Source organism: Akkermansia sp. KLE1798, from assembly GCF_001580195.1.
Lineage (GTDB): Bacteria > Verrucomicrobiota > Verrucomicrobiia > Verrucomicrobiales > Akkermansiaceae > Akkermansia > Akkermansia biwaensis.
In genome coordinates this window covers 50,922-65,038 of sequence record NZ_KQ971075.1, presented here as the reverse complement: position 1 = coordinate 65,038, position 14,117 = coordinate 50,922, and the positions used below count along the sequence as shown (strand labels likewise).

Annotated in this window: 13 protein-coding genes; 9 read left to right on the top strand and 4 right to left on the bottom strand. The window is 59.9% G+C overall.

Features of this window, described 5'->3' with window-relative positions; all coding sequences use genetic code 11:
* Window positions 1–9: 9 nt before the first annotated feature.
* A complete protein-coding gene (gene rpsB, locus HMPREF3039_RS03135; protein WP_067572164.1) occupies window positions 10–705 on the bottom strand; it encodes a 30S ribosomal protein S2 in 696 nt (231 codons plus the stop codon).
* Window positions 706–1,023: 318 nt separating this feature from the next.
* Between rpsB and HMPREF3039_RS03130 the strand changes: the two genes are divergently transcribed.
* Window positions 1,024–2,415, top strand: a complete 1,392-nt coding sequence (locus HMPREF3039_RS03130) for an MATE family efflux transporter (protein WP_067572166.1) — start codon at window positions 1,024–1,026, stop codon at window positions 2,413–2,415.
* A 20-nt stretch (window positions 2,416–2,435) separates the two neighbouring features.
* Here HMPREF3039_RS03130 and HMPREF3039_RS03125 read toward each other — a convergent pair whose 3' ends face one another.
* Both HMPREF3039_RS03125 and HMPREF3039_RS03120 read right to left on the bottom strand, forming a co-directional pair.
* The gene (locus tag HMPREF3039_RS03125) at window positions 2,436–3,107 is read right to left on the bottom strand and encodes a hypothetical protein (protein WP_067572061.1); all 672 of its coding nucleotides are present in this window, start codon (window positions 3,105–3,107) and stop codon (window positions 2,436–2,438) included.
* A complete protein-coding gene (locus tag HMPREF3039_RS03120; RefSeq protein ID WP_067572063.1) occupies window positions 3,098–4,351 on the bottom strand; it encodes a DUF6714 family protein in 1,254 nt (417 codons plus the stop codon). Before HMPREF3039_RS03120 ends, HMPREF3039_RS03125 begins: the two co-directional genes overlap by 10 nt.
* A 337-nt stretch (window positions 4,352–4,688) precedes the next feature.
* Between HMPREF3039_RS03120 and kdsA the strand changes: the two genes are divergently transcribed.
* From kdsA to HMPREF3039_RS03080, 8 genes are all read left to right on the top strand, one after another.
* Window positions 4,689–5,507, top strand: a complete 819-nt coding sequence (kdsA, locus tag HMPREF3039_RS03115) for a 3-deoxy-8-phosphooctulonate synthase (RefSeq protein ID WP_067572168.1) — start codon at window positions 4,689–4,691, stop codon at window positions 5,505–5,507.
* Window positions 5,501–5,980 (top strand): LptA/OstA family protein, encoded by a 480-nt coding sequence (locus HMPREF3039_RS03110; RefSeq protein ID WP_067572065.1) that lies wholly within the window; start codon window positions 5,501–5,503, stop codon window positions 5,978–5,980. Before kdsA ends, HMPREF3039_RS03110 begins: the two co-directional genes overlap by 7 nt.
* 13 nt (window positions 5,981–5,993) lie before the next feature.
* Entirely contained in the window at window positions 5,994–6,926 is a 933-nt protein-coding gene (locus tag HMPREF3039_RS03105; RefSeq protein ID WP_067572067.1) for an LptA/OstA family protein, read from the top strand.
* Entirely contained in the window at window positions 6,923–7,669 is a 747-nt protein-coding gene (gene lptB / locus HMPREF3039_RS03100; RefSeq protein ID WP_147549456.1) for an LPS export ABC transporter ATP-binding protein, read from the top strand. The genes HMPREF3039_RS03105 and lptB overlap by 4 nt, the downstream gene beginning before the upstream one ends.
* A gap of 24 nt (window positions 7,670–7,693) precedes the next feature.
* Window positions 7,694–8,578 (top strand): HAD family hydrolase, encoded by an 885-nt coding sequence (locus tag HMPREF3039_RS03095; RefSeq protein ID WP_067572069.1) that lies wholly within the window; start codon window positions 7,694–7,696, stop codon window positions 8,576–8,578.
* A gap of 32 nt (window positions 8,579–8,610) precedes the next feature.
* Window positions 8,611–9,993, top strand: a complete 1,383-nt coding sequence (mpl, locus tag HMPREF3039_RS03090) for a UDP-N-acetylmuramate:L-alanyl-gamma-D-glutamyl-meso-diaminopimelate ligase (RefSeq protein ID WP_067572071.1) — start codon at window positions 8,611–8,613, stop codon at window positions 9,991–9,993.
* Between the two features lie 21 nt (window positions 9,994–10,014).
* The gene (locus tag HMPREF3039_RS14060) at window positions 10,015–11,334 is read left to right on the top strand and encodes an OmpA family protein (RefSeq protein ID WP_067572073.1); all 1,320 of its coding nucleotides are present in this window, start codon (window positions 10,015–10,017) and stop codon (window positions 11,332–11,334) included.
* Between the two features lie 80 nt (window positions 11,335–11,414).
* A complete protein-coding gene (locus HMPREF3039_RS03080; protein ID WP_067572075.1) occupies window positions 11,415–13,424 on the top strand; it encodes an ATP-dependent helicase in 2,010 nt (669 codons plus the stop codon).
* 12 nt (window positions 13,425–13,436) lie between these two features.
* On the opposite strand, the gene HMPREF3039_RS13545 is transcribed toward HMPREF3039_RS03080, so the two are convergent.
* Complete coding sequence (locus HMPREF3039_RS13545; protein ID WP_147549459.1) at window positions 13,437–13,838, bottom strand: hypothetical protein; 402 nt, start codon at window positions 13,836–13,838, stop codon at window positions 13,437–13,439.
* Window positions 13,839–14,117: the final 279 nt, after the last annotated feature.

Here is a 14,117-nt window from a genome sequence, read left to right as displayed (position 1 = left end):
GGGGTTTGATTAGGCATTGGCGGCGGCGCCCTTGCCTTCGTTGATGGCCTTGACGATGCAGTCAAGAATCAGACGGATGGAGCGGACGGCGTCGTCGTTGCCGGGGATCGGGAAATCAATGTCCTTCGGGTCGGCGTTGGTGTCAACCAGCACGCAGACGGGGATGTTCAGACGGTGGGCTTCGCGGATGGCGATGTCTTCATGGTCGGCGCCGATGGCCACCATGGCGTCCGGAGCGCCGCCCATGTTGCGGATGCCCTGGAGGTTGCGTTCCAGCTTCTGGCGTTCGCGGTCCAGAGCGGCCAGTTCCTTCTTGGACATGCTCTTGAACTCGGGGGTTTTTTCAATCCCTTCGAGATAGGAAAGGCGTTCGATGCTCTTGCGGATGGTGCTCATGTTGGTGAGCATGCCGCCCAGCCAGCGGTGGTTCACATAGTACTGACCAGTGGCTTCCGCAGCTTCGCGGACGGCTTCCTGGGCCTGGCGCTTGCAGCCGACGAAGAGAATCTTCTTGTTGCGGCGGGCCAGATCAGCGAGGAAGGAGCAGGCCTTGTCCAGGCACTTTTCAGTTTCTTCAAGGTTGACGATATGAATACCGGCCTTGTCCTTGAGGAGGTACTTCTTCATGCTGGGGTGCCATTTGCGGGTCTGGTGGCCCAAATGAACACCGGCTTCAACCATCTGGTTAATCAGATCATTAATCATATATGTATGTAGGTGGCTTTCCTTGCGGCAGGAAAAGCGGTTTTTGGGGACTTCGACGCTTTCTACCCCTCCGATCCCCATTGTTTAGGTTGCGCCGAATCGCGCGAGGGACGGATAATATACCGCGCGCAGCCCTTCTTGTCAAAGCATAAATCATTGATTTACGAAACCATTCCGTCATCCTCCGCACTTCCCGGCGCCCGTGCCGTTCCAGACCTTCCGGGAGGCATGCGGACACTTATCGTACAAAAAACATGAACATGCCGCAAAACGGACTTGGAAAAAACGCCGGGCGGGCGTTCCATGCGTCCGCTCCGGATGACCAAGACCCTGACAAGCGGAAATCCCGCCAAATTGATTTTCCTGTTCACCATTCCCCTGCTGATCGGCAACCTGTTCCAGCAGTTCTACAACATGGCGGACACCCTGATCGTGGGCAGGACGCTGGGTGTGGAAGCCCTGGCTGCCGTAGGCTGCACGGGAGGGCTGATGTTTTTCATCCTCGGGTTCGTGATCGGGTTCACGGCCGGCCTTGCCATCATCACGGCCCAGCGTTTCGGCGCCGGACGCAAACGGGCCGTGCGGCGCAGTTTTGCCGTGTGCATCCTCCTGAGCGCGGCGGCAACCGTCCTGCTGACGGCCGTGAGCGTCGTCTTCGCCCGCCCCGTGCTGGAACTGCTGCAAACGCCTCCGGAAATTCTGGATGCGGCCCATTCCTACATCATCATTATTTTCTGGGGAATTGGCGCGGCCATGCTGTTCAACCTCCTTTCCAACGTCATCCGCGCCCTGGGGGACAGCAGAACACCTCTCTACTTCCTGGTGCTGGCCTGCGTGCTGAATATCGCCCTGGACCTGGCGCTGATCCTGCGTTTCGGCATGGGCCCCGCCGGGGCTGCCGTAGCCACGGTCGTTTCCCAACTGGTTTCCGGGCTGCTCTGCACCATCTACGTGTTCAGGAAGTTTCCCATGCTCCGGCTCACCCGGGCGGACTGGAACATGAGCCGCCGCTACCTCTGGGCGCATATCCGCCTGGCCCTGCCCATGGGCTTCCAGGCATCCATCATCGCCATAGGCGCCATTCTCGTGCAATTCGCGCTGAACCGGCTGGGAGCCCAGGCCGTAGCCGCCTTCAGCGCCGCCCAGAAAATCGACATGGTGGCCACGCTGCCCATGATGTCCTTCGGCATCACGATGGCTACTTATGTAGCCCAGAACTACGGAGCCAGGAATCCGCTCCGCATCCGGCAGGGGGTGCTGCAGTGCAGCCTCATGTCCGTAGGATTCAGCATCGCCGTAGCCGTCGTCAACATCATCTGGGGACCGGAACTCATCAGGCTGTTTGTGGGAACGGGAGAGCGGGAAGTCGTCAGGCTGGCCCAGACCTATTTGAACATCAATGCCTCCATGTACTGGGTACTGGCCCTGCTGTTCGTATTCCGCTACACGCTTCAGGGGCTGGGGCAGAGCGTTGTGCCCACCTTTGCGGGCGTCATGGAGCTGGGGATGCGCGCCTTTGCCGCCATTATCCTGGCGCGGTACCTGGGTTTTGCCGGGGCCAGCATGGCGAGCCCCGCCGCATGGATCGGTTCCTGCGTGCCGCTCGCCATTGCCTACTTCTTCACGAGAAAGAGGCTCGCACAGTCCATGAAACAGCCCTCTCCCCCATGCTGCGGGGAAGAACGCGAATCCATACGCCAGGCGGCCTAACGGCGGGAGAAAAGCCTTTTTTACTCCGCAGCATAACGGCGGACAACGCACGGCGTCCACACCACCGGTTCCCCGATGCCCTGAATGGCTGCGGTCATGGCGCACACTTCTTCCCAGTCGTTTTCCAGCAATCCGAAGGAATTGAACTTCAGTTTATAACTTTCCTCCACGTCTTTGTAAAGGGCGTTGCACAGCCAGGAATGGAAGGAGCCGCATTCATAACCCACGATGTCGAAACCCAGGAATTCCCCGCATTCCGGTTCGTCCGCCTGCGGAGCGTTGCCGCGTTCCCGTTCCACTGCCGCGCGCATGGCCCGGTCATCTTCCTCGGCAAAGGAGATACTGACCAGTTCCAATTCTCGGCCGGAGGAGGACAATAATGAAAGCACACGGCGGGCTCCCGCCAGAGTGGGAAAATTGTCGGCTACCCAGCAGTCCATGAACTCTTCCGCCGCTTCACGCAGCTGCTGCGCCTTCTGCGGGGAAAGTCCCATGCTCCGGGGATAATCCTCCTCCGCACGTCCGTACCGGCCCCAGTCCATCTCCGGATGAAGGCGGCACAGGCAATCGCTGACGGAAAGAATGACGGAAACCGGGAAAAAGCCGGAATCCGGGGGTACATGGAAAGGCTCGATCAGGTAATAGCCGTAGACCTTCAACCCGGCGGGCAGTGTTTTTCCGTTCAATTCCATTGCCAGGGCAGTTTCCTGTCTTCTCCGCCTTCCTCTCTGCAGGAGCGGCAAAAATCCACATAGGCTTCCATGGCCCGGCGCTGGTCTGCACTGAGCAGGGCCGTAGCCTCCAAACCCCATTCCGCGAAATCCTCGGGACACGTCACCTCCATGCAGCTCCACATCCTGCGCCGCAGGTCACAGCACATGAATGCGGGGACCAGAAAACGGTAGCCCTCCGGATCCGTAAAGCACAGGGCCGTAAAGCAGTGATTCAGCATCGCGGCCGTCAGTTTTGTCCAGTCGTGCCGTTCATCACTGTCCGCCAGTCCGCGAAAAACCTCCCCGAATCCCTCCATATCCCTGTAATCCGCCTGGAGCAGCCCTATTCCGTTCCCCAGTTCCACCCCGGCAAACGCCTTGGCGATCTGCTCAATGACGGGAGCCGCTCCTTCGCGCATTGCCCCGTATTCCGGTATTCGTTCCAGTTCCTCCTGCGTCTCTTCAAATTGGCGCAGATACCATGCCCGGACATCTTCCAGATTCGCCATGTCCGGCCAGTCGGATTTTTTTTCCGCACCTCCTTCCGGCTCCGCCGGCCGGGACGCGTGCTCCGCCTGCAAATAAAACGTGCCGAAGGGCGGCAGTATCTTCACCTCCTTGCCGAACCTGGCCGCCAGCTCCGGAGAAGGCATGTCCTCCCTCATGTGCTTGCCTTCCCCGATCAGGAATGGAAGAACAAGCACCTTCTTTCCCTTCAGAGAAGGAAGAACCTCTTCCACGGAAGGAGAAACGCCGAAGTACGCCAGCGCCATCTCCGTTCCCTTCGGCAGCCATACTTTTGAATGTTCCAGAAAATCGGACGGTTCCGGGGGCAATTCCCTTCCCGTCACGCCGTGGGCCACCACCAGCAGGGAAGCGCCATGCTCCAATTCCTTCTCCAGGGATTTCCACACGCCAAGGTTCCATGTACGCTCCGCTCCCCATACGGGCCGGAATTCCAGAGCCGGGGACAAGCCGCGCTCCGCATACAGGGAACGCAGCAATTCCGGCAGGGTTTCCGTCACCGTTCTGCCGCTCTGCATGAAAACGGGATAAACCCAGACCACGCCGTCGCCGGGAGGAAGCTCCGCAAATTCCAGGTCGCGGAAGGATGCCTGCCAGACAAAGTCGCTCGCTCCCTTCACGTCTTCCGCCACTTTCTGCCGCAGCCGGGCCCCCGCCTCATCATAGGAGACGCATAACTTGTAAATTTTTCTCGGCATGTCGGTAAGACCCCGGCGGGGCAATGGCGTTCATCCCCCGGCGTCATCAGTGGAACGGGAAGGAGGCGGATGATTCGCCGTTTGTAGCAGAAACGCCGGATTCAGGCAATACCATACCTCTTCTTTCACCTTCCTTCCGTTTCCCGTATCCGGCCCCCGGCACACAGGCATGAAAAATCCTGTTATTGCGCACGCCGTCATGGAATTACGCACTCCCGCAAAAAATACTCCGGGCGGGACGGCCCCCGGAGGCCGAATCTCCCGCCGGAGGCAGGATAGCGGCTTGACCGGAGAGGCCGGAACAGTCATGATAGAGGGACATACAGGTTTCCGTCTTATGTCGTTTTATATTCAATCCGTTGAAATCGGCGGCCCCCGGCCGTTCTACCTTCTGGGCCCCTGCTCCCTGGAATGCGAATCCTTTGTCTGGGAAATGGCCCGCTCCATCAAGTCCATCGCTGAAAAGATGGACGTGCCGCTGATTTTCAAGGCATCCTACGACAAGGCCAACCGCACCTCCGTCACCTCCTTCCGCGGACCGGGCGTGAAGGAAGGCTGCCGCATCCTGGCGGAAATAGGGAAAGAACTCAATCTCCCCATCGTCACGGACGTTCACACCGCCCAGGAAGCGGAGATAGCCGCCGAATACGTGGACCTGCTCCAGATTCCCGCCTTCCTGTGCCGCCAGACGGACTTGCTGGAGGCGTGCGCCAAAAGCGGGCGCGCCGTGAACATCAAGAAAGGCCAGTTTCTGGCCCCGTGGGATACGGTAAACATTGCGGAAAAAATGAGGGCTTTCGGCTGCGACAGGTTCATGATGTGCGAACGCGGCACCACCTTCGGCTACAACAACCTGGTGGTGGACATGCGGTCCCTGTACTGGATGAAGCAGGAAGGCTTCCCCGTGGTGTTTGACGCCACGCACGCCGTCCAGCGTCCCGGCGGCCTGGGCGGGACGACGGGCGGAGACAGCGAACTGGCTCCCGTTCTGGCTTCCGCCGCCATGGCGACGGGCAGCGTCGACGGCGTGTTCATGGAAGTGCACAAGGATCCGTCCAAGGCGCTTTCCGACGGTCCCAACCAGATCCCCCTCCACCTGCTTGAAGGCGTGCTGAAACGCCTCCAGGCCATTCATCAGGCAGTCCGGTCATGCTGAAACCATTATCCACATGTGCGCTGGCGTCCTTCATGTTCTGCATGACGGCCTCCGCGGGCACTGCCCTGCCGGAGGAAACTCCGCTGGCCGGGGTGGATAAGAAAATGCCCATGCTGGAGCTTCTCCCCGTGGGCAGCACGCTGACCAAAGTCAGCGTGACCGAATACGCAGGGCCGCGTCTTTCCCTGCTGATGACCGCCTCCAGCATGACGGTGGTCGCTCCCCAGGAAGCCGCAGGAAAAACGCTGAACATTTACCTGTATGGAAAAAACAGCCAGGTTACGCACCTGTTTTCCGGTGACGCCTCCTACTTCCTGGACAGGAAACTGGTCGTCTCGCGCACGGAAACCACCATCCGGGAGGAAAATTTCTCCGCCCGGGGTGCAGGGCTTTATCTGGATACGGAAACCAGGCGGGGTATCCTGCTGGGCCCCGGCAAGACCATTATTCACGTAAAAAATCTCAACAAGTAACCGCCACCTTACCATGATCCGAATTCTCACCGTGCTGGCTCTGGCCGGAGGCTTTGCCTGCGGCGCATCCGACATCCCCTCCCACATCGTCCAGCCTCTGCCCAAGGAGCTGGACCCCATGCTTGAGCCCGCCTTCCAGCCTCCGGCGAACATCGTGCGCCCCCTGACTGCGGAAGAAACGGCCCAAAGGGAAAAAGACCTGGCCCCCATCCCTTCCGCCCCCCTGACGGAAGACGGAGAGAAAGCCCTCTCCGCTTCCAATGCCCAGGACGCTGAAGTGGACGAACAACTCAACGGATTCCGGCAGAAATACAATGTTTCCATTCACGCCACCCCCGCGGAGGTCACGACCGCGCCCTCCGATTCCGCGACCGAGAAAACCGACAAGGGGACTCCCACGGAAATAACGTACGACGACGGCCTGTATTTCGACATGGAGCAGGGGCTGCTGGTGTACATGAAAAACGTGCATGTCCGCAATCCGGAATTTTCCCTGGACTGCACCGGCCCTTTGAAAATCTACCTGCAGTATGTGGAAAAGAAGGGCAAGAAGAAGCCTTCCGACCGCAGGAAGGAAGAAGGAAAGGAAATTGACAAATCCGGCCCCGTGCTGCCCAACGACGGCAATTTCGACTTCAATTCCATCAAAAAAGTCACGGCCTCCGGCAACGTCGTGCTGCGTTATACGGACAAAGACGGGAACCTCTGCACGGCAAAGGCGGAAAAGGCCACTTACGATGCCAATACCGGGGAAATCATTCTGGCGGGCAACTATCCTTCCCTTTCCCGCGGCGGCTCCATCTTCAAGAGCAAAACCAGGAACGGCTTCATCCGCGTGTACGGGAACGGGAACGTTTACATCCCCCAGGGGGGCGAATCCTCCATCCGGGATCTGGACAAGCAGCTCTCCGAACGGAAACAACAAAAACCCGCCCGCAAGCCGTGACCGACTCTTCCTCCCACTATCTGCTGAACGCCGAAGGAATCTGCAAAACCTACAAGACCCGGACCGTCGTGGACCAGGTCAGCCTGAACGTGGGCCACGGGGAAATCGTGGGGCTGCTGGGACCGAACGGAGCGGGCAAGACCACCTCCTTTTACATGGTGGCGGGGCTGGTGCGGCCGGACGAAGGCCGCGTGATATTTGCCGGAGAGGACATCACGGAACTACCGATGAACCTGCGCGCCCGGCGCGGCATGGGCTATCTGCCGCAGGAGGAATCCATCTTCCGCCGGCTTTCCGTGGAAGACAATCTCATGGCCATTCTCCAGACGCGCAAGGACATGACGGCCAAACAGCAGAAAGACCGCGCCCAGGAACTGATGGACCGCTTCGGCATCGCCAAGCTGCGCCGCTCCATGGCCATCCAGCTTTCCGGCGGCGAAAAGCGCCGCCTGACCATAGCGCGCGCCCTGGCGACGAATCCGAAACTGCTGATGCTGGACGAACCGTTCAGCGGCGTGGACCCCATTGCCGTTTCCGACATCCAGAAAATTGTCATGGAGCTGAGCGACAGGGACGGGCTTTCCATCCTGATTACGGACCACAACGTGCGGGAAACCCTGCATATCGTGGACCGCGCCTACATCCTGTTTGAAGGAAAAGTAATCAAGCACGGCTCTTCCGAGGAAATCGCCAACGACCCCATCGCCCGCAAGCAGTACCTGGGCGACCAGTTCCGCATGTAAACCGCACGTTCCGCTTCATCTTCCATGTCCGCCCCCCAGAACACGATCGCCCTTGTTTTCGACTACGACCAGACCCTGAGCCCGTCCTACATGCAGGACCAGGCCATTTTCCCGGAGTTCGGCATCTCCCCGGAGGAATTCTGGACCAGGTGCAACGCCACCGGAGAACGGGAAGGATGGGACGGGGAGCTGATCTACATGAAGAGCCTGCTGGACGCCCTTTCCCTGGACCGCGTCAGCAATGCGCGGCTGACCCAGCTCGGCGAGCGCCTCACCTTTTATCCCGGACTGCCGGATTTTTTTGAATCGTTCCCGTCCATGACCCTGTCCCCCCTCCATGCGGACCTGGGCATCAACATTGAATATTACATCATCTCTTCCGGATTGAAGGCCCTGATTGACGGGTCCGCCCTGCGTCCCTACTTCAAGGCCGTCTTCGGCTGCGAATTCAGCGAGGTGAACGGCCACATCGATTTTCCCAAGCGGGTCATCTCCCACACCACGAAGACGCAGTACCTGTTCCGCATCAACAAGGGAATGCTGGACTACGACCAGGACGTAAACGACCACATGCCGGAAGACATGCGCCCGATTCCCTTCGCCAACATGATTTACATCGGGGACGGCCCCACGGACGTCCCCTGCTTCACCGTCATGCGCAGAAACGGCGGCCACGCCGTAGCCGTTTACAATCCGGAAGACCAGACCGGGCGCAGTTTCCGCAAATGCTACAACCTGGCTTCCAATTCCGACCGCGTGAACTTCATCGCCCCGGCGGACTACAGGCCCGGCAGCCATCTGACCCGTGTGCTGGCCGGCATGGTCACGGACATCGCCAACGGCATCGTTCGCCGCCGGGACCGGGCCCTGGCGGATTCCTGCGTCTCCGCACCCTCCTTTTCCAAATAACATGCATCCAGCGCATTTATTCCTTACCTGACATGAACAAGCATTTCCACTTTCTGGGCATCTGCGGCACCGCGATGGGGGCCGTAGCCGCCGCCATGGCGCGCCGGGGCTACACCGTCACCGGGTCCGACGCCAACGTGTACCCCCCCATGTCCACCTTCCTGGAACAGGAAGGCATCACGCTGTTTGAAGGCTACAGGGCCTCCAACATTCCGGCGGAAGCGGACGTCATCGTCATCGGCAATGCCATGAGCCGCGGCAACGAGGAAGTGGAAGCCGTGCTTCAGCGCCGCCTGCGCTACCTTTCCCTGCCGGAAACGATGAAGGAATACTTCCTGCGCGGCAAGCGCAACTACGTGGTGACCGGAACGCACGGCAAGACCACCACGACCTCCATGCTCGCGTGGCTGATGGAGGATTCCGGAATGAACCCCAGCTTCATGATCGGCGGCATCGCCCGCAACCTGGGCCGCGGCGGCCGCTTCACGGATTCCGACTTTTCCGTGCTGGAAGGGGACGAATACGACACGGCCTTCTTCGACAAGCGTTCCAAATTCCTGCACTACCTCCCGGAACTCGTAGTCATCAACAACATCGAGTTCGACCATGCGGACATTTACAACTCCCTGGAGGAAATCAAGCTCAGCTTCAGACGCCTGACCCAGATCATCCCCCGCAACGGGCTGGCGCTGGTCAACGCAGACGATCCCAACTGCCTGGATGTGGCGAAGGGCGCGCCCTGCCCCGTCAAGACGCTGGGCTTTTCAGACAGTTCCAACATCCGCATCCTGGACGTGGAAACCTCCACGGACGGCAGCCTCTTCACGCTGGAAGGCACCCGCTATTACGTGCCCATGATCGGGGAATTCAACATCCGCAACGCGGCCATGGCCATCGCGGCCGCCCAGTTCGCGGGGCTGAGCGTCAAACAGCTTGCGGGTTCCCTGGCCCGGTTTGAGGGCGTCGCGCGCCGGCAGGAAGTCAAGGGAGTTGTGAACGGCATTTCCGTCGTGGACGACTTCGCGCACCACCCCACGGCCATCAAACAGGCCATCCTGGGTCTGCGCCAGCGTTACCCGGAAGCCCGCATCTGGGCCGTTTTCGAACCACGCTCCAATACCACGCGCCGCAACATCTTCCAGAACGAGCTGGCCCTGGCGCTCGCCACGGCGGACTTCCCCGTGGTCGCCGCCGTGGACCATCCGGACAAGGTGGCACTGGCGGACCGCCTGGACCTGTACAAACTTTCCGGCGACCTGGCCGCGCTGGGCAAGGATGCCCTGATCGGCGGGCATGCGCAGGAAATCGTAGCCGCCGTCTGCAAGAAAGCCCAGCCGGGAGACGTTATTCTGGTTATGAGCAACGGCGGCTTTGAAGGCATCCATTCCAAACTCCTGGAGGCTTTGCAAGACTGACCCCTTCACCATTCTCCGCCAATGAAAAACGCATCCACCATCACCGCTTTCATCATCAGCTTCCTGGTCGTGGGCAGCCTGGCCCTGGTCTTCCTGTTCATGAACCGCCAGGAGGAGGAATCCGAACAGCCCCCCCCTGCGGCAACTACGGAAGAGCCGGCGCGCCAGACCGTGACGCCCCAGCCTACCGTGGACCCGCTCACCAGGGACGACATTGAAAAGCAGACCGCCACTCCGGCAACACTGGTCAACCTCAGCTCCCCCCAGACGCTGGCGCAGGCCATTGCCAAAGTAATCCAGGACAGGGACCTGAACACGCTGAAGGCCCTGGAAGTGCAGCAGGCCGTCACGGAAGCGCAGAGCCGCACCATCCGGGAACTCATGGAGGCGCGCCACGTGCGCCTGTCCTCCCCCGGCATCACCAGCATCGGCGCCAACAACCAGGGAACCAATCCCACCGCCAGATATACTCTCAACTTCAGCAGCGGCGCCCGCGGCTACCTGGACATGAAGCGCAACGACAAGCAGCAGTGGACGCTGAACACCCTCACCCTCCCCAGCAAGCAGGATCTGGCCAAGGACAAGGCGGCCCCCATGGTCATGAACGACCCGATGGGCATCGTCAGCTCCTTCATGGATGCCGTGGCCAAGGCGGATTTCCGCGGGGCCCGGAAATTCGTGGACGGCTCCAAAGTGCAGGACGCCACCGTGGCGGGCCTGTGCATCCTGTTTGAAGAAGGCACCTTCCGCCTGCGGGACGACGCCCCCATCAAAACCGCGTATGAGGCGGACACCAACGCGGGGTTCTTCGTGCATCTGCAGGACGCCCAGGGCCGGAAAGCCGGCAACGTGGGCCTGACCGTAGCGAAAACGGACGGCCAATGGCTTATTGCGGAAGCTTCCCTGGACAGCATGCTGGAAGCCTACACCAAGCGGCAGGGCGCCGGAGACGATTTCTTCATCCCCATCGTGAAAAACCCGCAGGGCGGAGATTCCCTGGCCCTGTTCTTCGGGTTCAATGAAGATGCGCTCTCCAAGCGTTCCGCACGCCAGCTCCAGATTGTGGCGGAAGCCATCAAGATGGACGGCGGCAAAAAGCTGGAAATCAGCGGCCACACGGATGACGTGGGCAGCGAACGCTACAACCAGGGGCTCTCCGAACGCCGGGCCGCCGCCGTGAAGGCGCAGCTCATTGAATTCGGGGTGCCGGCGGACCGGATCGTCACCAGGGGATTCGGCAAATCCCAGCCGCGCCGCACTTATTCCACCAACGCGAACGACGAGGAACGCGACGAGGCCCGCAAGGAAAACCGCCGCGCAGAAATGTATCTGGACTTTTAAAGAGGCGGCCGGAGAATGGAGGGCACAGCCTTTCAAAAATTCCCCGCCGCCACCATCCGACCGCCAGCCGCAGAAACTACATGGCCCGCCGCTACGTCATCAAGCAGGACTCCGCTCCTTCCGCCCCCATTTCCGGGATCGACTACCACGCGACCCTGAATGAAGAGCAGTATGCCGCCGTTTCCTCGGAACCGGGGGCGGCGCTCGTCATTGCAGGCGCGGGCTCCGGAAAGACGCGTACGCTGACGTACCGCGTGGCGTGGCTTCTGGACAACGGCACGGACCCGTGGAACATCCTGCTGCTCACCTTCACCAACAAGGCCGCCAGGGAAATGACGGAACGCGTGCGCGCCCTGATTCCCATCGACCTCTCCCGCCTGTGGAGCGGCACCTTCCATTCCATCGCCAACCGCATTCTGCGCCAGCATGCGGACTACCTGGGCTACACGCCGGCCTTCACGATCATGGACTCGGACGACCGCAAATCCATGATCAAAAGCATCGTGAAGGCCCTCAAGCTGGACGAGAAATCTTCCCGCTTCCCGAAGCCGGAAGTGCTCTCATCCCTTTTCAGCCTGGCGGACAATGAAGGCGCCGGCATTCAGGAAACGCTGGAAAACGCCTATCCCTACCTCTCCAACCATCTGGACGCCATTCTGGACGTGCATGAACAGTACGTCCTCCGCAAGCAGGAAACCAACAGCATGGACTTTGACGACCTGCTGCTCAACGTCGTGCGCCTCTTCCAGGAGCAGGAACACCTGCGCGCCCTGTACGGCGCGCGCTTCCACCACATCCTGGTGGACGAATACCAGGATACCAACTACCTCCAGAGCCGCTTCATCGACATGCTGGCCCGGGAGCACGGCCAGCTCATGGTCGTGGGAGACGATGCCCAGAGCATTTATTCCTGGCGCGGCGCGGACATGGAGAACATCCTCAGCTTCACGACACGCTACCCGTCGGCGAAAACCTTCAAGATAGAAACCAACTACCGCAGCGTGCCGGAAATCCTGGAACTTTCCAATGCGGCCATTGCCGCCAACGAGATGCAGATTGAAAAACGCCTGCGTTCCGTGCGTCCCACCGGGGAAATGCCGCCCGCCCTCGTGCCGCTCAATGATGACCGGATGCAGGCCAAATTCATTTCCCAGCGCATCCGGGACCTTATTGAAGAAGGCACGGACCCCAACGAAATAGCCGTGCTCTACCGGGCGCACTTCCACAGCATGGAATTGCAGATGGAACTGACGCGCAGTGAAATACCCTTCCGCATCACCAGCGGCATCAGGTTCTTCGAGCAGGCGCACATCAAGGACGTGGTGGCCTTCATGCGCTTCGTCGTCAATCCGCGGGACGAGCTGTCCTTCCGCCGCATGGTCATGCTCCTGCCCGGCATCGGCCCCGGCATGGCGCAAAAACTCTGGGCGCGCTGGGCCGCATGCCCGGAAAGCAGGGCGGAAACGCCTCCGGAATCCTTCTCCGCCCTGATGATGGAATTCCCGGTTCCCGCCAAGTCCAAGCCGGGATGGATGCAGCTCTGCTACACGCTGGACGAGCTGGCTCCCGGCGGGAAAACAGCCAATCCGGCCTCCATGCTCGTCTCCATCAATGAAGCCGTTTACGACGAGTACATGCAGTCCGCCTTTGAAAACTACGACCAGCGCAGGCAAGACCTTCTGCACCTGGCCGGGTTTTCCGAAAGGTTCGACTCCGCGGAAGATTTCCTGTCCCAGCTTTCCCTGCTGGGCAATACGGATGACGAAAGCGCGGCGGCCGACCTTTCCGGCGGGGCGGTCACCCTATCCACCATCCACCAGGCCAAGGGGCTGGAATGGTCCGTCGTCTTCCTGATCGGCCTGTGCGACGGCATGTTCCCGCACCAGCGCGTCATTGACGACGGCGACCTGGCCGGGCTGGAGGAAGAACGCCGCCTGTTCTACGTAGGCATCACTCGCGCCAAGGACCAGCTTTACCTGACCTATCCGCGCTGGAACTGCCGCGCCCAGGGAGGCACCTTCATGCAGATGCCTTCCCGCTTTCTGGACGAAGTCCCCGCCGCGCTGGTGGAGGAATGGGAGGTGGAATAATCCGGACGGCCCTCATTCCTTCTCTGCCAAACGCTCTTCCACCTCTTGCATGAATTGGCCGCTCATCCCGGCATTGCGGACAAGCTGGCGGATTTCCTCCGCATCCTCCGGCCCTTTGCCATATCCGTAACGGATATGTGAAAAAAAGTCCGTACGCACTCTGTCCCGGATCAGATCCAGCTCCAGTTCCATGCGCCGCAAGGGAGGCAGCTCGTCATTCCATCGGCCCCCCCATTGGGAAGTGGGCTTTCTCTGCATATCCACCAGTTCCTGCGGAAGAAAGCGGGAGGCCACCCTGAGCAGGCTCAAATAAGTTTCCGTCTTTCTCCGCCGGTCAACAGGAAGTTCCTTCCCGAGTTCCCAATCACGCGTGATATCATCCAGGCTGACACAGGCGGTGTGTAAATCGTCCATCTGCCCCTCTTTTTCAAATGCTACAAGTTTTTCATGAAAAAGCTCTTCCTTCTTATCCAGCCTTTGTTGAAACAGAGCGGCTATGGCTGTTTCCAAAGGGCTCCCTTCAGAACGTTCCAGGATATATCTCCACGCTAAAAATCCTTCCTGATTATCCGCGATGGAGGTGCTTACAGTTTCCATCACAGCCGCCTGGAAAGACGAGCCAAAACCCTCCTTCCCGAAATTCCCGCTCTTGTGCATGGCTTTCAACAAAGAAAATTGGAGACCCAGCTTTTC